We start from the raw sequence: 20439 nt of genomic DNA, 5'->3' as shown, positions 1-20439 counted from the left end.
AGAATGAGGGCAGGTCTTGCACCTTACCCCGGGGTGCCGCTTTCAGCTTGTGGCAGCGATAAGCGGCAGTGCGGGGGGCAAGCAACTATCAGGCCGGCATGCTGCCTTGGGCGTGCAGGTAGTCCCACAGGGCCTGCGCTGAGCCTTTGGGCGCGCGCGCGTGGGCGCGCTGGGCTGCGCTGAGCCCGCGACCGGTCTCCCGCAAGGCCAAACGCTCGCGGTAGGCGCGCACCTCCATAGTGATTTGCAGACCTTTCATGTGCGGCGGCAAAGCACTAACCAGCTTTTTGGCACGGAGGTCTTTCTTGACCGCACTGTGCGGCAAAAAGGCGACACCATGCCCCTCGAGAGCCATGGCCTTGAGGCCCTCTGCCATATCGGTCTCATACACACGGTCGAAATGGATCGGAGCGTCTGCCTGCTTCAAGATGAGTTCCACCATCTGGCCCAGATAGGCGCCGGGTGCATAGCCAAGATAAGGCAAAGGCTGGCCCAGTTTGCCGGGCAAGCAGAACATCGGGTTGCCATCGGCATCCGGCTTGGAATACGGGGCCACGATCTCTTCCCCCAGGCTGACCATTTCATAGCGGTCTGCATCCAACTGGTAGGGCTGGGAGGGGTGGTGGTAGGCGATCAGCAAGTCGCAGCTGCCTTCCACCAGGCGCATCACCGCGTCGTGCACATTCAGTGCAATCAGCCGGCTCTTCATGGGGCCGAACTTCTCGCGCAACTCGGACACCCACGCCGGAAAAAACGTAAACGCCAGCGTGTGCGGCACCGCAAATTCCACGACGTCTTGGGCGGCAGTCGTATGCCCGCGCAGCATGGCGCGGGTGCTTTGCAGGGCCTGCAGCACCTCCAGGGACTGGTCGTAGAGCGTTTCACCCGCCGGTGTCAGCCGGGTCGGGTAGCTGCTGCGGTCCACCAGGTCGGTGCCCGCCCAAGCCTCTAGAGACTGGATGCGACGAGAGAACGCGGGTTGGGTGACGTGGCGCAGTTGCGCAGAGCGGCTGAAACTCCGGGTTTCAGCCAGAGACACGAAGTCTTCGAGCCATTTGGTTTCCATGGGCGCGCATTATGCGTGAAACGCATGGATTCACCATTGGCCCGGCAAACCGCCCCTACAAGTTGCCGGATTTACAGGTCTACAAGATAGAGCGCAGGCTCATGCTCCTTGTCCCAGCACAAGCTTGTGTTGCTTAGATTGACAAACCACATTTCCGCATCGATCAGCTCATGCATAACCCTATCGCCGGTATCCGCCTGCAGGGTCAGCAGTGCCATTTTTGGCTGGCTCTCTGCGCCCGGGTGAGAGTGCCCATCGCTGTCGACCGACCGCCAGGTGGGGTAGGTGAATATCTGCCCTGTAATTTTTTCGATCTTCATGGGATGTCCGCAAATTGATGCAGTGTCAACGGACCAAGACATCTGACCTCTTGGATGGCGCCAACCCTTATGCGTTGTAAATTGGGTGATCGAGATCATTCGCGCCCTCATTAAAACTTGACTCATATGACCACTCCCTCCCCAAAACCCCTCACCAGCAAAAGCCAACCACAGCGGGTGGTCGACAGTCTTCAGGCGCGCATCCTGGCGGGCGAGCTCAAACCCGGGGACCGCATTCCAACGGAGCCATTGCTGATGCAAGAGTTCAGCGTGAGCCGAACGGTGGTCCGCGAGGCGATGTCCAGCCTACAGGCCAGTGGCTTTGTGAAGACGCGTCACGGAATAGGCACATTCGTGCTGGAGCGGCCTGTGAACGGCGGCCTGCTGTCATCCCCGCCGCCAGAACTACATGTCAAGCAAACCCTTGCCATGCTGGAGTTGCGGATCAGCCTGGAATCCGAGGCCGCAAACCTCGCGGCCTTACGCCGCACGGAGACTCATTTGGCGGTGATGCGCGACGCCTTGCAGAGCTATCGGACCAACTGGCAGGCGGGAAAGAGCACGGTGGAAGACGACTACCGTTTCCACGCTGAGATAGCTGCCGCTACCGACAACCAGTATTTTTTGGAAGTGCTGGGCAACTTGGGCAATACCACCTTGCGCTCTCACTCCCACGAAGGCACAGGGACCGCCAAAAGCCATGCAGCGGCGGTCCAATTCGGCGAGGTACTCCCCATTTTGTCGGACGGAAAAGAGATCGCCCAACGCGAGCATGAAGCCATCTTCGACGCCATCGCGCGCCAGGATGCTGCGTCTGCCAAGGCCTCGATGTTCATGCACTTGAGCAACAGTCGCGAGCGACTGCGGCGCAAGATCGAAGCTGCCTAACCCCTCCGCCCCATCCCCGGTAGGGCTCTCACTGATTTTGGATTTCAGACTTTCTCCTAGACTTGCCTTCAGTCCTCCGACGTCTGACTTATGAAGAGTTGGCTGATTTCACACCAGCGAGAAGATTTGAAGTGGACCCTATTCCATCCATCCTGCTGCCGCTCACCCTGTGTGCATTGATCAGAGATGCATTTGCTAAGTCGGCACCGGCTCCCAAAATGTGTTCACCGTCGGTGTTCGGGTGCCTTACGGACCAGGAGAAATCCGGGCTTCTGTGCGCAACATCGACGAAACAGCGCGTAAATCTGCAACCGACGCCAGCTCCGACGTAGACAGCTTCCGCATCGGGATCGGTTACGCCTGGCTGCTGGATGCAACGACCGGCGTGCACTTCTCGCTGGTGCGCGACACACAGAAACGCTTTTACGCCAACGGCTCAGAAAAGAGCAATGCCTCGGGCGAAGGCGCTGAAATTTCTTTGCGCAAGACCTTTTAAGGGCGCACGTACTCCGGGTTGATAAAGGTTAAATTGCGACGGGTTGAGGGTCTGGCTTGATCGCTGGACCCTCTTTTTTTGCCGCTTTCAGGCTGGCAAGTTCTGCCCGGTCAATGCCAGATACGCATCGCGGGTGCCAACGCTCACCGATTGCAGCACCTGCTGATAGGCCGTCTTGTGCCGCGCCAGCAAACGAGCGGAGGCCACCGTCTTGGAGCGGCAATACCAATGGCAGGTGTGCTGCATTAAAAAGAGTTCTGCCGACAGGGTGAACGCACGGCGCTTGGGCGCCAAGCCCGCACGGTTTTCAACCACAGCGGCAATGCCACGCGCGTGCACTGCAAACGCTTCCCGCGCATCAAACCCTGCCGCTGGCCACCAGCGGGCCGCGTAAGGAATGGCGATGGGCAAACGGCTCACGCGTGTCGCGGACGCCTCCAGCGTGGCGAACTCGGCCGCAAACGCCGCGAATTGCTCGCTCAGGGTTTGCTCTTGCACCTCGAGGTAGCTCCAGACCTGTGCCTGGCGCTCGGCATCTTCCTCGCCCAAGGCCCGCAGATACCCGTCGGTGAGGCTTTCCATCAACTTTTCAATATCAAAGCGCGACAGCGTCGAACCCAGCAGGGCAATCCGCTCGCTCTGGTCCTTCTTTTTGGCCCACGCGAAAGCGAGTGCCGCTACCAATAACAACAGAACATCCATCACCTACTCCCCACTTTGTTGCAAAGCCCACATGGACGCGTAACGTCCATTGGCCAATAGCAGCTCGGCATGATTGCCGCGCTCGATGATGCGACCGGCATCCATCACCAATATCTCGTGCGCATCCACCACCGTCGACAAACGGTGCGCAATCACCAGGGTCGTTTTGTTGCGAGAAACGCCTTGCAACTCAGCCTGGATCGCGCGCTCATTGGCGCTGTCCAGCGCGCTGGTGGCTTCGTCAAAAATCATCACGGGCGGGTTCTTGAGCAGCGTGCGGGCAATGGCCACGCGCTGTTTTTCGCCCCCACTGAGCTTCAAGCCCCGCTCGCCCACCATGGTGTCGTAACCGCGAGGGGCCGCGGCAATAAAGCCGTGGATGTGAGCGGCCTTGGCGGCTGATTCCACCTCGGTACGACTGGCACCGGGGCGGCCATAAGCAATGTTGTATTCCACCGTATCGTTGAACAGCACGGTGTCCTGCGGCACGATCCCGATCGCCTGGCGCACGCTGCCTTGGGTGACGTTGCGGATGTCTTGCCCGGCAATGGTGATGCGGCCCTGCTGCACGTCATAAAACCTGAATAGCAGCCGCGCCAAAGTCGACTTGCCCGAGCCGCTGGGACCGACTACCGCAACAGTTTTACCCGCCGGTATCTCGAAACTGATGTGGTGCAGGATGGTGCGCGCCTCGGTGCCCGCAGCGGCTTGGCTGCCTGTCGGGTCATAGCTGAAGGTCACATCTTCAAACCGCACGCTGGCATCGGCCCCGCCGGCCGCCAGTTGCAGGGGGCGCGCATCCGGCGAATCCGCAATCTCGCGCTCACGCTCCATCAGGCTGAACATCTTTTCCAGGTCGGTCAGGCTCTGTTTGATCTCGCGGTAAATCACGCCCAGAAAGTTCAGGGGAATGTAGAGCTGGATCATGAAGGCGTTAACCATGACCAGGTCGCCCAGCGTCATGCGCCCGTCCACCACACCCTGCGTGGCACGCCACAGCATGGTGACCAGCGCGCTGGCAATGATGAGCTGCTGGCCGCTATTGAGCAGGCTCAGGGTGCGCTGGCTTTTGACGGCTGCCCGGCGATAGCGCTCCAGGTTCTCGTCGTAGCGGCGGGCCTCGAAGTCTTCGTTGTTGAAGTACTTCACCGTCTCGTAATTCAGCAGCGAATCGATGGCCCGGCTGTGCGCCGTGCTGTCCATCTCGTTCATCTTCTTGCGGAACTGGGTGCGCCACTCGGTCACGGTGACGGTAAAGCCGATGTACACCACCAGCGCAATGCCGGTGATCCAGGCAAACCAAACGTCAAACTTGACGGCCAGCAGCGTGAGCACCAGCGTCACCTCGATCAGGGTGGGTACGATGCTGTAGAGCGAATAGTTGATCAGCGAATGCACACCACGGGTGCCCCGCTCGATATCGCGCGTCATGCCACCGGTCTGGCGCTCCAGGTGGAAGCGCAAGCTCATGGCATGCAGGTGGCGGAACACCTGCAGACTAATGGACCGTGCGGCGCCCTCGGTCGCCTTGGCAAACACCAGCTCGCGCAGTTCGCTGAACAAGGACGTGCACAGCCGCAATGCGCCATACCCGACAAGCAGGGCCACGGGTACCACCAGCACTGCCGTGGCGTCACCGGGCTTAAGGGTCATGGCGTCCACCAGCTGCTTGAGCAGCAAGGGCACGCTGACGTTCGCCAACTTTGCCGCCACCATGAAGCCCAGGGCTGCGATGACCCGCCATTTGTAGGTCCAGAGGTACGGAAACAAGCGTTGCAACGTCTTCCAATCCGAGGAAGGTGGCATGCCGGGCGCCGACGGGGGAGCGGCAGGCGCGGCTGCAGGAAGACTAGAGGGTCGCATGGGGGACAATTCAGAGAAGTTTCAAGTCAGGATTGTGCCCATGTCTACTGTTCCAAGCCCCGCCCATGTCCAATTGCCCGTCGATCAGGAGTTGGTGCTCAAAGTCATCCCCATGCCGGGGGACTGCAATGCCAACGGCGACATCTTCGGCGGCTGGGTCATGGCCCAGGTCGATCTCGCCGGCTCCGTGCTACCCGCACGCTACACCCAGGGGCGTATGGCTACCGTCGCGGTGAATGAATTCATATTCAAGCAGCCGGTGCGCGTGGGCGACATCTTGAGTTTTTTCAGCAAAGTGAGCCGGATCGGACGCACCTCAATCACGGTCAAGGTCGAGGTCTATGCCGAGCGTTACCGGTCGCAAGGAAACTACACCAAAGTCACCGAGGCGTCACTCACCTATGTCGCCATAGACGACCAGGGACGCCCGCGCCCCATCAACAAAACCGGCGAATAACGCTACGTTTTTGATAGCTACCCGCGCATACAAAGCGGGCGCTACAGGCACGATTAGCAGATAACCCGCAGCAGGAAGCCCCGGCGCAAAAAAGGGCTTTCTAAGGGACAACGAGATCAGTGGGAACCCTATCGGCGATTGAAGAGCACCCCGCTATAACCGAACTGCACTTCCAGAGGAGACAACGTGCAGTTCCTTCAATTGCTGATCAGCGGCGTAGCACAAGGGTGCATCTACGGCCTGATTGCACTCGGCTTTGTATTGATCTACAAGGCCACCGAAACCGTAAGCTTCGCCCAAGGCGAGCTGATGATGTTGGGCGCCTTCGGCGGACTGGTGGGCATGACCATGCTGGGCATGCCTTACTGGATCGCTGTACCCAGCGCGATCCTGGGCATGGCCGTATTCGGTATCTTCCTGGAGCGCATGGTCATCCGCCCGATCCTGGGGCAACCCGCGTTTTCTATCGTGATGCTCACCATCGGCATCGGCTATGTGGCGCGCGGGCTGATCACCATGATCCCCGGTATTGGTACCGACACCAACGCCTTGGCTGTGCCCTACAAAGACGAGATCCTGAAGTTCGGCGGCAATGAGATGGGCATTGGCGCCCTGGTGCTCAACGTGGAACACCTCGTCATCATCGGTGCGACCGGCGTGTTGTGCGTGCTGTTGTTCGCCCTGTTCCGCTACACCAAGCTGGGCATCGCAATGCAGGCCGCCTCCCAGAATCAGTTGGCCGCGTACTACATGGGGATCCCGGTGCAACGCCTGAACGGCTTGGCTTGGGGTCTTGCCGCGGCGGTTGCCGCGATTGCCGGAATACTGCTCGCCCCCATCACTTTTGTGCACGCCAACATGGGCTTCATTGGCCTGAAGGCGTTCCCTGCCGCCGTGGTGGGCGGGTTCGGTAGCTTGCCGGGCGCCATCGTCGGTGGGCTTGTCATCGGGCTGGTGGAGTCTTTTGCCGGCTTCTACCTGCCCGACGGATTCAAGGACACCGCACCGTATGTGGTGGTGTTGGTTATGTTGATGGTCAAGCCGAATGGACTGTTCGGCGAAAAACTGCGGAAGAAAGTCTGATGCGTTTTATTTTCAAAACCGACTACGCGCAGGACATCAAGCTTGCCAAACACGGCGGTCACGTTTTTTGGTACAGCGCGCTTATCGTCCTGCTATTGGCGGCACCGTGGCTGCTGACCGAATACAGCCTGGCCCAGCTGAACCTGGTGCTGATTTATGCGATTGCAGGGCTCGGCCTGATGCTGCTGGCGGGCTTTACCGGCCAGTTCTCTCTGGGCCACGCCGCCTTCCTTGGCGTGGGTGCTTACACACAGGCCTATCTGGTGCAAATGGGAGTGCCCTTTGTGGTGGCACTTGCCTTGTCCGGCACGCTGTCTGCAGCGATCGGCATGGTGGTGGGTATCCCTGCATTGCGGCTCAAAGGTATTTACCTGGGCATGGCGACTTTGTCGTTCGGCTTCATCATCGAAGAGGTGTTTGCGCGTTGGGAATCTGTCACCGGGGGCAACGCGGGCAAGTCGGTCGCGGCGATCCGGATGTTCGGCTATGACCTGAGTAGTGGCACCGGCTTCTACTTTGTCTGCCTGGTGCTCACTGTGCTGTGCACCTTGGGCATTTTGAACCTGCTTCGCTCGCCTACCGGCCGGGCGTTTGTGGCGATTCGCGACTCTGAGATTTCAGCCCAGAGCATGGGCATCCATCTCGCGTATTACAAGACCCTGTCGTTCTCAATTTCAGCGGCTTTAGCCGGCATGGCGGGGGCCTTGTATGCGCACAACCTGCGCTTCATTTCGCCCGACCAATTCAACTTGCTGCAATCGATTGACTTGTTGTTGATGATTGTGATCGGCGGCTTGGGCTCGGTGCATGGGGTGTTTCTGGGGGCTATTTTCCTCATCATCCTGCCGCAGGGTATTTCGCTGAGCAAAGAGTTCTTACCGGAAATCATCGGTCAGGCTCCCGGTCTGAAAAGCGTGATTTACGGCAGCGTCCTGATTGCGTTTGTGCTGTTCGAGCCCATGGGCTTGTACGGCCGCTGGCTCAAGGTGCGCACCTATTTGCAAATGTTCCCGTTCTACCGCAAGGGCATGTTCAAGCGGCAGAAATCCTTCCAAAAGTCTGATCGCCTCAAATGAGCACCGACACATTACTCTCCGCCCAAGACCTGAGCGTGCGCTTCGGCGGCGTGCTGGCGGTCAACAAAGTCAGCTTCGACGTCAAGCAAGGTGAGGTTTTCACCCTGATCGGCCCGAATGGCGCTGGCAAGACCACGGTGTTCAACCTGATCAGCCGCATTTACACCCCCACGACCGGCAGCATTGCCTACCGCGGGCCGCAGGGCATGCTGCAACTGACCGATCAAGCGCCACAGGATGTGGCGTCGCTAGGCATTGCCCGGACCTTTCAGAACATCGAGCTGTTTGAGCACGCCAGCGTGCTGCACAACCTACTGATCGGCCGTCACACCCACCGCAAAACCAGCCTCTGGCAGGACTTGCTGTTCACCTCCGCGGTGCGCGAGGCTGAACTGAAAGCGCGGGAGAAGGCCGAAGAAGTCATTGAGTTTCTTGACCTGCAGCACTACCGCGACTCGTTGGTTGCCGGCCTGCCTTACGGCGTACGCAAGGTGGTGGAGATGGCCCGCGCCCTGTGCACCGAGCCCAAACTGCTGTTGCTCGATGAGCCCTCCAGCGGCTTGAATGTGGAAGAAACCGACGACATGGCATTCTGGATCCAGGACATCAAAAACGAGTTGGGTATCACAGTGCTCATGGTGGAACACGATATGAGCCTGGTATCCAAGGTGTCAGACCGGGTTTTGGCCATGAACCAGGGCGAAGTGCTGGCCATGGGCAGCCCCCGCGAAGTGCAAACGGACCCTGCGGTCGTGGAAGCCTATTTGGGCTCGATCGACGATGTGTCGTCCTTGCGCCGCCAACCCGCGCGGGAGGTTGCATGAGCACCCTGCCCCCACCTATCAGCGACCAGCCGGTGCTCAAGCTCTCGAACGTTGAGAGTGCCTATGGGCCGATCAAAGCCATCCGTGGTGTGAGCTTGCAGGTGCGTCGTGGCGAAATAGCCACGGTGCTCGGCTCCAACGGAGCGGGCAAGACTACGATTCTGAAAACCATCTCGGGGATCATCGATCCGCGCAAGGGCTCGGTCGAATTCAAGGGCCAGGACATCACGGCGCGCGATCCAGCCCACATCGTGCAAGAGGGCTTGAGCCACGTGCCTGAAGGGCGTGAGGTTTTCCCCCTGCTCAGCGTGCATGACAACCTGCTCATGGGGGCCTTTACCCGCTCTGACCGCGATGGCGTTGCCAAAGATATCGCCACGGTGTACGGCTATTTCCCGATTCTGAAAGAGCGCGCTACCCAGGATGCGGGCTTGCTTTCAGGCGGGCAGCAGCAGATGCTGGCGATCAGCCGCGCGCTCATGGCCGACCCCGACCTCATTCTCCTGGACGAGCCCAGCCTAGGCCTGAGCCCGAAACTCACCAAGGAGATTTTCGAGATCGTGGTGCGTATCAACCGCGAGCGCGGCACCACCATCCTGCTGGTCGAACAAAACGCCAACATGGCGCTTAACGCCTCGGACTACGGCTACGTGCTGGAAAACGGCCGTATCGTCATGGAAGACACCTGCGCCAACCTGCGCGAAAAAGACGATATCAAAGAGTTTTACCTTGGCATGAAGGAGGACGGTGTGCGCGGGGAACGTCGTTGGAAAAAGAAGAAAACCTGGAGATAGCAGCATGAACGGACTCTGGGACACCAGCAACATCCAGCCACAAAGTGGTATTGCCATGACCGGTGACACGATACCGGCCATGTTCTGGAACGCCGTGGCCGCCCGTGGCCCCGACATCTGGCTGCGCCAAAAGCACCTAGGGCTCTGGCGTAGCTGGACATGGAACCAGACGGCCGAAGCCGTACGCGAAATTGCAGGCGGATTGATCAGCCTTGGCTTTGAACAAGGCCACACCGCATCCATATTGGCCAACACCGTCGTCGAATGGGTGTGGGCGGATCTGGCTGTGCTGTCGGCGGGTGGCGTGTCGAACGGGATCTACCCCACCGATGCGCCGAGCCAGGTGCACTACCTGTGTGAAGACTCCACCACCAGCATCTTGTTCGTCGAAGACGATGAACAACTCGACAAAGCCCTGGAAGTGCGCGCGCAGTGCAGCACCCTGCGCAAAATCGTGGTGATGGACATGGAGGGCCTGCGTGGCCTTGACGATCCGGACGTCATCAGCCTTGACGCCCTGCGCGCACTGGGCCGCACCTACAACGCAGCCAACCCGAACGCAGTAACCCAACGCAGCGCCAACTGCAAACCCGAAGACCTGGCGATTCTGGTCTACACCTCAGGGACCACGGGCAAGCCCAAAGGCGCCATGCACTTGCACGAAGGCCTGGTTTACGCGATCAGGGGATACAACACCCTCATCGCACAAGACGCGCGCGATGAGCGCATGTGCTTTTTGCCTCTGTGCCACATTGCTGAGCGGCTGGGTGGTGAGTACTTCTCGCTCTATACCGGCGCCAAACTTAACTTTGTAGAAAACCCCGAGACCATCCCCGAGAACGTGCGCGAGATCGCCCCCACGGTGTTCACTGCAGTGCCACGGGTGTGGGAGAAGTTCTACTCGAGCGTCATGATCGCGCTCAAAGAGTCCGGCAAGATCCAGCAAATGGTCTATGGCTGGGGTATCGGTGTGGGTGGCCGCATCGCCGATCTGGTGCTCGCGGGACAACCCGTGGGCGCAGGCCTCAAGCTGCAATTCAAACTGGCCCAAGTACTGGCGCTGAACAACGTGCGCAAGCTGATCGGGATCCATCGCTCACGGTTCCTGATTACCGGTGCGGCACCGATTTCACCGGATCTGGTCCGTTGGTATTTGGCGCTGGGCGTCCCCATGCTCGAGGTCTGGGGCATGACCGAGACCTGTGGCGCCTCCACCGGCGTACCGGCCGGCAAAATCAAACCCGGTTCGATCGGCCCGGCAGCCCCCTTCAACGAGGTCAAGCTGGACCCCGCGACCGGTGAAATCATGGTGCGGGGCAAGAATGTGTTTGCCGGCTACCTGAATCTGCCGGAGAAGACGGCGGAAACTATCACCGCCGATGGCTGGCTGCACACTGGGGACGTGGGCGTGGTGGATGGTGACGGTTACTTCCGGATTACCGACCGGATGAAAGACATCATCATCACCGCTGGCGGCAAGAACATCACCCCGAGCGAGCTGGAGAACGACCTGAAGTTCTCGCCGTACATCACCGATGCGGTGGTCATTGGCGACAAGCGACCGTTCCTGACCGTCATCGTCATGATCGACCAGGAGAACGTGGAAAAGTTTGCGCAAGACGCGGATATTCCGTTTAGTAACTACGCGTCGCTCACCCGCGCCCCTGAAGTGCAGGCCCTGATTCAGGCGGAACTGGACCGGGTGAACAAAAAGTTTGCGCGCGTCGAGCAGATCAAGAAATTTTTCTTGCTGGAAAACCAGTTGACCGCGGAAGATGAGGAACTCACCCCCACCATGAAGCTCAAACGCAAGCTGGTGGAGAAGAAATACGAAGCCCGGATAGAGGCCATGTACCGATAGCAGCTGTGCTGCACCCCTTTGCAAAGAGAACCAACGAGGAGACACAACCATGAAACTGCGTACCGCCATCGCACTGGGCACCCTGGCCCTGACCGCGACTTTTGCTAGCGCCCAACAACAAGGCGTGAGCAAAGACGAAATCCTGCTGGGCTCCATCCAGGACCTCTCCGGTCCCTTGGCCGGCTTCGGCAAACAATCCCGCGCCGGCATGCTGCTGGCCGTGGACGAAATCAATGAGCAAGGGGGCATCAACGGCCGCAAGCTCAAACTGCTGGTGGAAGACTCCGGCTACGACCCCAAGAAGGCCGTGCTCGCTGCCCAGAAGCTGGTCAACCAGGACAAGATTTTCATGATGGTCGGCCACATCGGCACCGCCCAGAACATGGCGGCCATGCCGGTGCAATTCGAGAAGAACGTGATCAACTTCTTCCCGATCACCGCCGCCCGTGAAATGTATGAGCCCTTCAACAAGCTCAAGTACTCGTTTGCAGCCCCCTACTACGACCAGATGCGACTGGCCGTGCCCAAGCTGGTGAAGGAAAAAGGCGCCAAGAAGGTCTGCACTTTGTACCAGGATGACGACTTCGGACTCGAAGTGCTCAAGGGTGGTGAAGACGGCTTGAAGACCATCGGCATGGAATTCGCTGAGAAGACCTCCTACAAACGTGGAGCGACCGACTTCTCATCCCAAGTCTCCAAAATGCAGGCCGGCGGTTGCGACTTTGTGGTGCTGGGTACCATCATCCGCGAGACCATCGGCGCCATCGGCACTGCTCGTAAGCTGGGCTACAACCCCACCTTCATCGGCTCGAGTGCGGCCTACACCGATCTGATCCACAAGATCGGCGGCAAAGCCATGGACGGCCTCTACGCCGCCATGACCGTGCAGAACCCCTACACCGATGAGCAAACCCCCGGCATCCGCTTCTGGGCCAACAAGTACAAAACCAAGTTCAATGAAGATCCCACCGTCTTCTCGGTCTACGGCTACATGATCGTCAACACCTTTGCCTCTGCGGCAAACAAGGCCGGCAAGAATCTGACGACGGATTCCTACATCAAGGTCATGGATAGCATGACCATTCCGGCAGACATGTTCGGCGCCCCCGTGCAGACTTTCACTGCCACCAAACGCCTGGGTAGTAACGCTTCGCGTCTCTCCCAGATCACCGATGGCAAATGGAAAGTCGTGTCTGAGTATGTGAGCGACGCGCCTGCCAAAAAGTAAGCTGCCGCAAGCGACACAAAGGCCACCCACGGGTGGCCTTTTTTTATGGGGCCACCCGCGGGTGAGCACCCTATCCCAAACCCATGGTGGAGGGTTAATATGGTCAGGCGGTATTTCTTGTGGAGTCCATAACGCCTTCGGGCAAGGTTTGAGTGCTTCCACCATGGATCGACGACACCTACTGTCCACCTTAACCACCCTCCCCCTCGGGATCGCTTCGGCCTCCGTGGCAGCGCCTCCTTGGCTGCTTGACGTGATTGATGTGATTCCTTACGGCTTCGTTCAGCCCAATGGATCCATCACCGGTGTCATGGCTGACTTTGCGCAGGCGCTCTCGAAAGCCTGCGGACATCCCATAGAAACGCGGCTGGTGCCGATTGCCCGTGCGTTGCAAAACATCAATCGCGGGTCGTCCGACCTCACCATCTTGCTACCGGTCCCGGGTTTTGATTCCGAAGTCCAATCTATTGCGCGATTGACCCAATTGGAAGTCGAAGTGCTCCCGCGCAAAGGTCTGGTCCTGGACAGCAGGGCTTCGCTGCGGGGCTTGCGCATTGCCAGCTTGAGCGGTGGCGCAGGCTACGGAATGATTGCCGATTTGGAAGGCGTCTTGCATCAACGCACCAACTCGCTGTCGTCCATGTTGCAGTTGCTTCGCAGCGGCCGGGTGGATGCGGTTGCAAGCGTGCGCCACTCTTTACGGCAGGGACTCCTCGAGGAAGGCATGCGCTCCGCCGACTTGGGAGCGGCGTTTGTATTGGGGCGGCTGGACCTCAACCTATGGGCCACCGCCGGATTTGCGCAAGCAGACCGCACACGTCTCGCCGAAGCCGCCAGCAAAATCACCCGGAGTGGGCAGGCAGCAAAGATCGTGGCGCAATACGCCAACAACGCCTGAGCGGCCTGTCAGGAGACGATGTAAGCCGCGGACCCAGTAGACAGCAACTTGCCATCCGCGCCCAGAAACTCCATGCGGGTAGACGCCACACGTGAGCCCAGGCGCATCACCTCAGCGTGTAACTCGAACGTTTCGCCGATGCCGGGGCGCAGGTAGTCAATTCGCAAATCGATGGTGCCCAGCTTGCCAAAGCGGTGCAGGCGCTGCGAAGGCGCTTCGTCCATGTGACGTGCGCCAATGGCCGCCATCACCGCCAGGCCGCCCATGGCATCCAGCCCTGCGCTGATCACGCCGCCGTGTATGCGGTTGTAGGCATAGTGCCCCACCAGCTCCGGGCGCATGGCAATGCGGGCCTTTACTTTGTCAGGGGTGATGGAGCTGATCTTCAAGCCCAGCATCTGGTTGAAAACGATGCTCACTTCAAAGATGCGGGTCAGGCCTTCGATGAACTCCGGCTCAAAAACGATGGGCGCTGCGGCTTGCTCTGCATGGGGGGTTTTAGGCATGCCGCATTCTCACAGGCCGAGCTGACGGCTTGCCAACTCTTTCATGATCTCCTCAGCGCCGCCGCCGATCATCATCACCTTCACTTCGCGGTAAATGCGCTCGCAGGCCGTGCCCCGCATGTAGCCCATGCCACCCAGAATCTGCACGCCCTGGTCAGCGCAGAACTGCATGGTCTGCGTCGCATGGTTCTTGAGCAGGCACACCTGCGCCACCCACTCTGCACCCTTGGCAGACTTGTCGCCGCGGTCACCGGCGTCCGCCCGGGCGGCCACCGCATGCAGCCAAGCGCGGGTGGACTCGATACGCATCTTCATGTCCATGAACTTGTGGCGGATCACCTGGTGATCAATCAGCGCAGTGCCAAAGGTTTTGCGCTGCTGAGCCCAGCTCAAGGCTTCGTCGTAACAGCACTCCGCAAAGCCCAGCGCCATGGCTGCCATGGACAAGCGCTCGCCATTGAAGTTGGTAAGGATGATCTTGAAACCCGCCCCCTCCTCGCCCACGAGGTTGGAGGCCGGCACCCGCACGCCGTCAAAGCGCAACTGCGCGGTGTCTGAGCAATGCCAGCCCATTTTTTGGAGGGGTCTGCGCGACAAGCCGGGCGCATCGCCGGGCACCATGAGCATGGAGATGCCACCTGCTCCCGATTTCTGACCTTTGTTCTTCAGGTCGGTGCGCACCGCCACCGTGATCCAGTCGGCGCGCATGCCGGAGGTGATGAAAGTTTTTTCACCATCCACCACGTACTCGTTGCCCTCCAGGCGGGCCGTGGTTTTGAGTGCCGATACATCGGTGCCCCCACCGGGCTCGGTAATCGCCAGCGCAGCAATCTTGCGGCCGGCCAGCACATCGGGCACCACTAGCTGCTGCAAGGCCGCAGAGCCATGGCGCAGCACCGGCGGCAAACCGATGTTGAGGCTGAACAGGCTGGCCATCAGGCCGCCGCTGCCCCCGTTGCGGGCGAGCGCAATCGTGAGCGCGTTGCGCAGCGCCCAAGGCGCCGGTGTGCCGCCAAAGCGCTCCGGGTAGCCCAGCCCCAGCCACCCCAGATCGGCAGCGCGCTGGTAAAGGCTGCGGGGGAACTCCCCTGCCTCTTCCCAGTCCGCCAGATGCGGGGCCACCTCGGCCTGGATGAAGCGGCGCGCCGCGTCTTCCACGGCAGCCACATCCTCGGGGCCGAACTCCTGCGCCGACTCAGGGAGCGCGCTCATGACTGAAACACCTTGGGCGTGCTTGCGCGGTGAAAGCCGTTGAAGGGCTTGATGGCATCGCGGGCTTGCGCCTTTTCGTCCGCCACGCGCATAGGCCAGCCCATGCGCACTTGGGGCCGTGCACCGTCGATGCGCAGCGTGGTTCCGCTGATGAACGCTGCTGCAGGGCTCAGCAAAAACACAATGCCGGCGGAGGTTTCGGCCTCGGTGCCAAAGCGGCCCAAGGGCACGGTCTTGGCCATTTCACGCAGCATGGGACCCATTTCGGGCGGATAGTGGTCCATGCCGCTGGAGGCGATGTAGCCTGGCGCAACGGCGTTCACCCGCACCCCACGGCCTGCCCACTCGGTGGCTGCAGTCTCGGTAAAGCTCACCATGCCGGCGCGCGCGGCACCACTGTGCCCCATGCCGGGCATGGAGCCCCACATATCGGCCACGATGTTGACGATGGCGCCGCCATGCTTGCTCATGCTTTGGCTAAAGCATTCCCGTGCCATCAAAAAGCCGCCGGTCAGGTTGGTGTTGATCACCGCCTCCCAGCCCTTGGCGCTGATGGCTTCCAGCGGTGTCATGTACTGGCCGCCGGCGTTGTTCACTAGGCCGTCAATACGGCCGTGCTGCGCCACGATGGCAGCCACGCAGGCCTTCACGGCGTCTTCATTGCGGATGTCACACACATGCTGGCTGACGTTGCCACCGTCCTCGGTGATCTCAGTGGCCGCTTTCTCCAGCTTTTCGGGCTTGCGGCCTATGAGCGCCACGGTGGCGCCCAAGGATGCCAGCTCATGGGCTGTGCAGCGGCCGATGCCGGAGCCGCCACCGGTAATCACCACCACTTTGCCAGCGAATAAGCCGGGCGCGAAGACAGAACCGTAATGCATCACACCTCCTGAATGAACATGGCGACGGCGTGTCCGCCGAGCGCTTCTACCGTGGCCCCTTTGGCGGGGTCGAACCATTGCACCGACCAGTTGAGCGCGCCCAGAATCAGCAGGCGCGCCACGCCCACCGGCGCCTTGAGCTGGCCGCTGTCCTGCAGGGCCTGCAACACCGGCATCCACAGGGCCTCGTAGGCGGCAATCAGTTTGTGCAGCACCTTGCGCTGCGGGCGCTGCAAGGAGCGCCACTCATATAGCATGACCGGCACAAAGTCATTACCCGGCCCGAGCAGCACCTCAAAGTGCGCATGGACGAGGCGGCGCAGTTTGTCGGCCGGGCTCAGTGCGGCATAGGCCGCGTCACCTAGCACCCGCTGCTGGTTGGCCAGCGCCGAATGCATGCCCGCCTCCATGACGGCGAACAAGAGCGCGTCTTTGCTTTTGAAGTGGTAGAAAGGCGAGCCGCTCTGCATGCCGGCCGAGTTGGCGATGTCGCGGGTGGTGGTCGCGGCGAACCCTTGGCGGCGGAAGAGCTGGGCTGCGGCCTTGAGCAGCTCGTGGCGGCGGTTGCCGTCATCGCGCTCGTCTTCGGTTTTGCGGGGACGGCCACGCGGGCGTTTGGCCTCGGGTGGGGCGGCATCTTCAGCGGGCGCGGCAGGCAGGGTCTCGGTAGGGGTCATGTGTCGACCATACCAGCCCCACCTATTTTCAGCAAGCGCTTGCTTGGCAAAAATACTCAGGGAAAACGCGAGTGTCTTGGCGCTTTTTAGCTGAGGTGCAAAGGCAGCACCCCAGCTTCAGATTGCTATTATTTTAGGAGCTACTCGCGCAGATGGAACGAGCGCTAGCAGCCCAAAACACTTGAAAGTCAGACCTTGGTGAAGTCTGGCTTGCGTTTCTCCATAAACGCGGTGAACGCCTCTTTGGCAGAAGGCTCACCCAACATGCGACCGAAGCTGACGGCTTCTTCGTCGATGCGGGCCAGCACTTGCTCCATCTGCCCTTTCTTGAGCAGGCGCTTGGTTTCGATCAGCGAGGCGATGGGCTTGGCAGCCAGCTTGCGGGCCTGAGCCTGGGCGACGGCATTGGCTTCGGTGGGCGGTACCACGCGGTTAGCCAGACCGACTTCGAGGGCGGCTTCGGCCATGAAGGGCTCGCCCATGAGCAAGGCCTCGGCGGCACGGTGGTAACCCATCATCTGGGGCACCAGCAGGCTGGACGCCGCTTCAGGGCACAGGCCCAGGTTCACGAAGGGCATGGAGAAAGCTGCGTTATCACCTGCGTACACCAGGTCGCAATGGAACAGCATCGTGGTGCCGATGCCGACCGCCGGGCCGCATACCGCCGCAACGATTGGCTTGGGGAAGGCCGCCAGAGCCCGCAAAAAGCGAAACACCGGTGCGTCCTGCGCCTTGGGCGGTGCGCCCAGGAAGTCGCCGATGTCGTTGCCGGCACTGAACACGGTGGCGTCGCCCTGGAACACCACCACACGCACCGCAGCGTCGTCACGCGCCGCGTCCAGCGCGTCGGCGCAGGTGGCGTACATGGACTGGGTGAAGGAGTTCTTTTTTTCGACCCGGTTCAGGGTGATGGTGGTGATGCCGGCGTCGGTGTGGATCAGGATGTCTTGCATAGTCGCTCGCTCAAAAAGGGATGGGTGATTGGATCACTGTTTGTAATAGACGATCTGGTGCGTGGTCACCAGCAGCACACCGGCTTCGTTCCAGAGCTGACTGCTCTGATCAAAAAAGCCGTTGCGAAAGGCTTGCGCCTGCGCTTGCCCCAGCAGATAGCCGGTACCGGTGGCAGCCAACTGCTCGGCGCTTGCATGAAAGTACACCGTCAGCGACACCGTGCCCACAGGCACATGGGTAGCCCGGCGGATAAACACACGGGGGAAAAAGACGTCTGAAATGCAGGCCAGCGACGCAAAGTCCAGGGGACGCGGCGGATTGTCACGCACCCAGATTTGGCTCAGGCTGCTGTGGCCGCTGCCATCCCACACCGCGGGCAACTGGCCGGTCACCGGCAGCTGCTCATAGCGCTTCACAAACTCCATGGGCGCCATGACTTGCGGCGGCGGTACTTCGGCGGGTGGCGGGCACAGGGGCATGGGCTCTTCGTCCACGCCCCAGGTCTCACGGCGCACGGCGGTCACCGCCGTGCCGGTCATGACAATCGCATCCCCCTGCTGGATCTCGATGGTCCAGTGCTGGGTCGACCGGTTGGTGCGCGCCGCGCGCGCCATGACGGTGAAGGGGCCGTCGGCCAGGGCCGCGCAAAAATTCACCGTCAGCGACACCGGGTCGCCCAATCGCTCCGGGTGCTGCAGCACTCCGTTCAGGGCCTGTGCCGCAGTGATGCCGCCAAACGGCCCCACCATGTTGGCGTACGCCGGGTGGGTGTGGCCTGTCCAGCTGCCATCCGGCTGCGCTTGCAGCGCGATGGCTTCATCAAAAACGTGGGTACTCATTCAAGCGATCTCCAGATGGCTGCGGAGCATACAGCCCCATGCAAAAGGCCACCCGAAGGTGGCCTTGGTGTGACGCGCTTTACACGCGCTCAAAGATGCCGGCAGCCCCTTGGCCTGTGCCTACGCACATGGTGACCATGCCGTACTTCAGGTTGTTACGGCGCAGTGCGTGGATAACGGTAGCCGCACGGATGGCACCGGTAGCGCCCAGCGGGTGACCCAGCGCAATCGCGCCACCCATGGGGTTGACCTTGGACGGGTCCAGACCCAAGGTGTTGATGACGGCCAGCGACTGGGCGGCAAAGGCTTCGTTCAGCTCGAACCAGTCGATGTCGGAGTGCTGCAGACCGGCGTAACGCAGGGCGGCAGGGATGGCTTCGATCGGGCCTATACCCATGATTTCAGGTGGCACACCACGGGCCGCAAAGCTCACAAAACGGGCCAGCGGAGTCAGGCCGAACTGCTTGACGGCTTTTTCGCTGGCCAGAATCAAAGCGCCTGCGCCATCGCTGGTCTGGGAGCTGTTACCGGCGGTCACGCTGCCGCGGGCAGCGAACACGGGCTTGAGCTTGGCCAGGCCTTCGATGGAGGTGTCGGGGCGTGGGCCTTCGTCGAGGTTCACGGTACGGGTGCGGGTGGACACTTCGCCGGTTGCCAGGTTGGGGGTGCGCTCGATCACATCGATGGGCGTGATCTCGTCAGTGAACTCGCCGGCCTGCTGGGCCTTGATGGCGCGCAAGTGGGATTCAAGGGCGAAGGCGTCTTGCATTTCGCGTGTCACCTTCCACTGCTGGGCGACCTTTTCTGCGGTCAGGCCCATACCGTAGGCGATGCCGACGTTTTCGTCGCGGGCGAACACTTCGGGGTTGAACGAGGGCTTGCCGCCGCCCATGGGCACCATGCTCATGGACTCGGCACCGCCGGCGATCAAAACATCAGCCTCGCCCACACGGATGCGGTCTGCCGCCATCTGAATGGCGGAAATGCCCGACGCGCAAAAGCGGTTAACGGTGATACCGCCCACGGGGTGGTCAAACGCCAGGCCCACGGCTACGCGGGCCATGTTCATGCCCTGCTCGCCTTCAGGGAAGGAGCAACCGATGATGGCGTCTTCAATTGCCTTGGGGTCCAGGGTGGGGACTTGCAACATGGCGCTGCGCAGGGCAGACACCAGCAACTCGTCAGGGCGGGTGTTACGGAAATAGCCGCGGCCGGAACGCCCGATGGGCGTGCGCGTGGCGGCAACGATGTAAGCGTCTTGGACTTGTTTCATGAGGAAACTCCTTTATTTTTTCGGGGTGGGTATCCACGCCCAGATGAATTCACATTGAATGGGCTGTTCGCCCGATTCGTCGCTGACCAGTACCGGCACGCTGACCTCGCCCTTATCGCTTTGCTGCATGAGCTGGCGTTGCGCATCCGACAAAGTGGCCACTGCGCGCATGGCGCCTTGGGCACGTCGTTTGAAGTCGATGCGCATCGTCTTGGCTAGGGGCAGGCAGTCGTCCCGCACATTCATGCCCACCACCATGCCGGTTGCCGTCTCGGCCAGCAGCGCCATGGCAGCGGCATGCACGCCCTGAATGTGGTTTTGCACGCGGCGCACATTGGCCACGGCAATCTCCACACGTTCAGGCGCCATGTGTGCGAAGTTAAGGCCCGCAGTGCCGGTGAACGGCACCGCACGGCCCATGACCTTGTTGCGCAACCAAGGACGCAAGGCCGCAGGCACGCGGTCCAGCTTGGCAACCGAACGCGCCAGCCGGTTGGGCCGGGCGGTCGATGCGTGGGCAGCGGGAATGCTCATGCCGGCG

22 protein-coding genes are annotated in these 20439 nt (G+C 60.7%); 10 read left to right on the top strand and 12 right to left on the bottom strand.

What is annotated here, in order from left to right:
* Nucleotides 1-88 precede the first annotated feature (88 nt).
* The gene (locus RAE19_RS11740; RefSeq protein WP_313875056.1) at nucleotides 89-1066 is read right to left on the bottom strand and encodes a LysR substrate-binding domain-containing protein; all 978 of its coding nucleotides are present in this window, start codon (nucleotides 1064-1066) and stop codon (nucleotides 89-91) included.
* Between the two features lie 71 nt (nucleotides 1067-1137).
* Nucleotides 1138-1386, bottom strand: coding sequence for a hypothetical protein (locus RAE19_RS11735; protein WP_313875055.1), 249 nt, complete (start codon nucleotides 1384-1386; stop codon nucleotides 1138-1140).
* A 126-nt stretch (nucleotides 1387-1512) separates the two neighbouring features.
* On the opposite strand from RAE19_RS11735, the gene RAE19_RS11730 reads away from it, so the two are divergent.
* Together RAE19_RS11730 and RAE19_RS11725 are read left to right on the top strand one after the other, a co-directional pair.
* A complete protein-coding gene (locus tag RAE19_RS11730) occupies nucleotides 1513-2274 on the top strand; it encodes a FadR/GntR family transcriptional regulator (protein ID WP_313875054.1) in 762 nt (253 codons plus the stop codon).
* 274 nt (nucleotides 2275-2548) lie between these two features.
* Complete coding sequence (locus tag RAE19_RS11725) at nucleotides 2549-2770, top strand: hypothetical protein (protein WP_313875053.1); 222 nt, start codon at nucleotides 2549-2551, stop codon at nucleotides 2768-2770.
* Between the two features lie 87 nt (nucleotides 2771-2857).
* On the opposite strand, the gene RAE19_RS11720 is transcribed toward RAE19_RS11725, so the two are convergent.
* Nucleotides 2858-3472 (bottom strand): hypothetical protein, encoded by a 615-nt coding sequence (locus RAE19_RS11720; protein ID WP_313875052.1) that lies wholly within the window; start codon nucleotides 3470-3472, stop codon nucleotides 2858-2860.
* Nucleotides 3473-3475: 3 nt separating this feature from the next.
* Nucleotides 3476-5335, bottom strand: a complete 1860-nt coding sequence (locus RAE19_RS11715) for an ABCB family ABC transporter ATP-binding protein/permease (protein WP_430962533.1) — start codon at nucleotides 5333-5335, stop codon at nucleotides 3476-3478.
* 40 nt (nucleotides 5336-5375) lie between these two features.
* Between RAE19_RS11715 and RAE19_RS11710 the strand changes: the two genes are divergently transcribed.
* The 8 genes from RAE19_RS11710 (at nucleotide 5376) to RAE19_RS11675 (ending at nucleotide 13556) form a co-directional block, all read left to right on the top strand.
* Nucleotides 5376-5792: an acyl-CoA thioesterase gene (locus RAE19_RS11710; RefSeq protein ID WP_313875051.1), complete on the top strand. Its 417-nt coding sequence runs from the start codon at nucleotides 5376-5378 to the stop codon at nucleotides 5790-5792.
* Nucleotides 5793-5978: 186 nt separating this feature from the next.
* Nucleotides 5979-6875: a branched-chain amino acid ABC transporter permease gene (locus RAE19_RS11705; protein ID WP_313875050.1), complete on the top strand. Its 897-nt coding sequence runs from the start codon at nucleotides 5979-5981 to the stop codon at nucleotides 6873-6875.
* Nucleotides 6875-7951 (top strand): branched-chain amino acid ABC transporter permease, encoded by a 1077-nt coding sequence (locus RAE19_RS11700; RefSeq protein ID WP_313875049.1) that lies wholly within the window; start codon nucleotides 6875-6877, stop codon nucleotides 7949-7951. The genes RAE19_RS11705 and RAE19_RS11700 overlap by 1 nt, the downstream gene beginning before the upstream one ends.
* The gene (locus RAE19_RS11695) at nucleotides 7948-8775 is read left to right on the top strand and encodes an ABC transporter ATP-binding protein (protein WP_313875048.1); all 828 of its coding nucleotides are present in this window, start codon (nucleotides 7948-7950) and stop codon (nucleotides 8773-8775) included. Before RAE19_RS11700 ends, RAE19_RS11695 begins: the two co-directional genes overlap by 4 nt.
* On the top strand, nucleotides 8772-9569 hold the full coding sequence (locus RAE19_RS11690) for an ABC transporter ATP-binding protein (protein WP_313875047.1): 798 nt from the start codon (nucleotides 8772-8774) through the stop codon (nucleotides 9567-9569). The genes RAE19_RS11695 and RAE19_RS11690 overlap by 4 nt, the downstream gene beginning before the upstream one ends.
* 4 nt (nucleotides 9570-9573) lie before the next feature.
* A complete protein-coding gene (locus tag RAE19_RS11685) occupies nucleotides 9574-11430 on the top strand; it encodes an AMP-dependent synthetase/ligase (protein ID WP_313875046.1) in 1857 nt (618 codons plus the stop codon).
* A gap of 49 nt (nucleotides 11431-11479) precedes the next feature.
* The gene (locus RAE19_RS11680) at nucleotides 11480-12658 is read left to right on the top strand and encodes an ABC transporter substrate-binding protein (protein WP_313875045.1); all 1179 of its coding nucleotides are present in this window, start codon (nucleotides 11480-11482) and stop codon (nucleotides 12656-12658) included.
* Nucleotides 12659-12821: 163 nt separating this feature from the next.
* Nucleotides 12822-13556 carry a substrate-binding periplasmic protein gene (locus tag RAE19_RS11675; RefSeq protein ID WP_313875044.1) on the top strand — a complete coding sequence of 245 codons (735 nt, stop codon included), beginning with the start codon at nucleotides 12822-12824 and terminating at the stop codon, nucleotides 13554-13556.
* A gap of 8 nt (nucleotides 13557-13564) precedes the next feature.
* On the opposite strand, the gene RAE19_RS11670 is transcribed toward RAE19_RS11675, so the two are convergent.
* From RAE19_RS11670 to RAE19_RS11635, 8 genes are all read right to left on the bottom strand, one after another.
* Nucleotides 13565-14062: a thioesterase family protein gene (locus RAE19_RS11670; protein WP_313875043.1), complete on the bottom strand. Its 498-nt coding sequence runs from the start codon at nucleotides 14060-14062 to the stop codon at nucleotides 13565-13567.
* Between the two features lie 9 nt (nucleotides 14063-14071).
* Nucleotides 14072-15274: an acyl-CoA dehydrogenase family protein gene (locus tag RAE19_RS11665; protein WP_313875042.1), complete on the bottom strand. Its 1203-nt coding sequence runs from the start codon at nucleotides 15272-15274 to the stop codon at nucleotides 14072-14074.
* On the bottom strand, nucleotides 15271-16155 hold the full coding sequence (locus RAE19_RS11660) for an SDR family oxidoreductase (protein ID WP_313875041.1): 885 nt from the start codon (nucleotides 16153-16155) through the stop codon (nucleotides 15271-15273). The genes RAE19_RS11665 and RAE19_RS11660 overlap by 4 nt, the downstream gene beginning before the upstream one ends.
* Complete coding sequence (locus RAE19_RS11655) at nucleotides 16155-16832, bottom strand: TetR/AcrR family transcriptional regulator (protein ID WP_313875040.1); 678 nt, start codon at nucleotides 16830-16832, stop codon at nucleotides 16155-16157. The genes RAE19_RS11660 and RAE19_RS11655 overlap by 1 nt, the downstream gene beginning before the upstream one ends.
* Before the next feature lie 188 nt (nucleotides 16833-17020).
* Nucleotides 17021-17785 carry an enoyl-CoA hydratase gene (locus RAE19_RS11650; protein ID WP_313875039.1) on the bottom strand — a complete coding sequence of 255 codons (765 nt, stop codon included), beginning with the start codon at nucleotides 17783-17785 and terminating at the stop codon, nucleotides 17021-17023.
* Between the two features lie 33 nt (nucleotides 17786-17818).
* Complete coding sequence (locus tag RAE19_RS11645; protein ID WP_313875038.1) at nucleotides 17819-18625, bottom strand: acyl-CoA thioesterase; 807 nt, start codon at nucleotides 18623-18625, stop codon at nucleotides 17819-17821.
* A 79-nt stretch (nucleotides 18626-18704) separates the two neighbouring features.
* Nucleotides 18705-19898, bottom strand: a complete 1194-nt coding sequence (locus tag RAE19_RS11640; protein WP_313875037.1) for an acetyl-CoA C-acyltransferase — start codon at nucleotides 19896-19898, stop codon at nucleotides 18705-18707.
* Between the two features lie 12 nt (nucleotides 19899-19910).
* Nucleotides 19911-20432: a DUF4442 domain-containing protein gene (locus RAE19_RS11635; RefSeq protein ID WP_313875036.1), complete on the bottom strand. Its 522-nt coding sequence runs from the start codon at nucleotides 20430-20432 to the stop codon at nucleotides 19911-19913.
* Between the last annotated feature and the right edge of the window lie 7 nt (nucleotides 20433-20439).

The sequence above is a fragment of the Rhodoferax potami genome (assembly GCF_032193805.1).
Classification (GTDB): Bacteria; Pseudomonadota; Gammaproteobacteria; order Burkholderiales; family Burkholderiaceae_C; genus Allorhodoferax; species Allorhodoferax potami_A.
This window is presented reverse-complemented; position numbering and strand designations above follow the sequence as displayed.

Excerpts from the sequence above, each read along its gene's own strand:
- RAE19_RS11740 (WP_313875056.1), bottom strand. The coding sequence starts at position 1,066 with ATGGAAACCAAATGGCTCGAAGACTTCGTGTCTCTGGCTGAAACCCGG.
- RAE19_RS11735 (WP_313875055.1), bottom strand. The coding sequence starts at position 1,386 with ATGAAGATCGAAAAAATTACAGGGCAGATATTCACCTACCCCACCTGG.
- RAE19_RS11730 (WP_313875054.1), top strand. The coding sequence starts at position 1,513 with ATGACCACTCCCTCCCCAAAACCCCTCACCAGCAAAAGCCAACCACAG.
- RAE19_RS11720 (WP_313875052.1), bottom strand. The coding sequence starts at position 3,472 with ATGGATGTTCTGTTGTTATTGGTAGCGGCACTCGCTTTCGCGTGGGCC.
- RAE19_RS11715 (WP_430962533.1), bottom strand. The coding sequence starts at position 5,335 with ATGCGACCCTCTAGTCTTCCTGCAGCCGCGCCTGCCGCTCCCCCGTCG.
- RAE19_RS11710 (WP_313875051.1), top strand. The coding sequence starts at position 5,376 with ATGTCTACTGTTCCAAGCCCCGCCCATGTCCAATTGCCCGTCGATCAG.
- RAE19_RS11700 (WP_313875049.1), top strand. The coding sequence starts at position 6,875 with ATGCGTTTTATTTTCAAAACCGACTACGCGCAGGACATCAAGCTTGCC.
- RAE19_RS11695 (WP_313875048.1), top strand. The coding sequence starts at position 7,948 with ATGAGCACCGACACATTACTCTCCGCCCAAGACCTGAGCGTGCGCTTC.
- RAE19_RS11690 (WP_313875047.1), top strand. The coding sequence starts at position 8,772 with ATGAGCACCCTGCCCCCACCTATCAGCGACCAGCCGGTGCTCAAGCTC.
- RAE19_RS11685 (WP_313875046.1), top strand. The coding sequence starts at position 9,574 with ATGAACGGACTCTGGGACACCAGCAACATCCAGCCACAAAGTGGTATT.
- RAE19_RS11680 (WP_313875045.1), top strand. The coding sequence starts at position 11,480 with ATGAAACTGCGTACCGCCATCGCACTGGGCACCCTGGCCCTGACCGCG.
- RAE19_RS11675 (WP_313875044.1), top strand. The coding sequence starts at position 12,822 with ATGGATCGACGACACCTACTGTCCACCTTAACCACCCTCCCCCTCGGG.
- RAE19_RS11670 (WP_313875043.1), bottom strand. The coding sequence starts at position 14,062 with ATGCCTAAAACCCCCCATGCAGAGCAAGCCGCAGCGCCCATCGTTTTT.
- RAE19_RS11665 (WP_313875042.1), bottom strand. The coding sequence starts at position 15,274 with ATGAGCGCGCTCCCTGAGTCGGCGCAGGAGTTCGGCCCCGAGGATGTG.
- RAE19_RS11660 (WP_313875041.1), bottom strand. The coding sequence starts at position 16,155 with ATGCATTACGGTTCTGTCTTCGCGCCCGGCTTATTCGCTGGCAAAGTG.
- RAE19_RS11655 (WP_313875040.1), bottom strand. The coding sequence starts at position 16,832 with ATGACCCCTACCGAGACCCTGCCTGCCGCGCCCGCTGAAGATGCCGCC.
- RAE19_RS11650 (WP_313875039.1), bottom strand. The coding sequence starts at position 17,785 with ATGCAAGACATCCTGATCCACACCGACGCCGGCATCACCACCATCACC.
- RAE19_RS11645 (WP_313875038.1), bottom strand. The coding sequence starts at position 18,625 with ATGAGTACCCACGTTTTTGATGAAGCCATCGCGCTGCAAGCGCAGCCG.
- RAE19_RS11640 (WP_313875037.1), bottom strand. The coding sequence starts at position 19,898 with ATGAAACAAGTCCAAGACGCTTACATCGTTGCCGCCACGCGCACGCCC.
- RAE19_RS11635 (WP_313875036.1), bottom strand. The coding sequence starts at position 20,432 with ATGAGCATTCCCGCTGCCCACGCATCGACCGCCCGGCCCAACCGGCTG.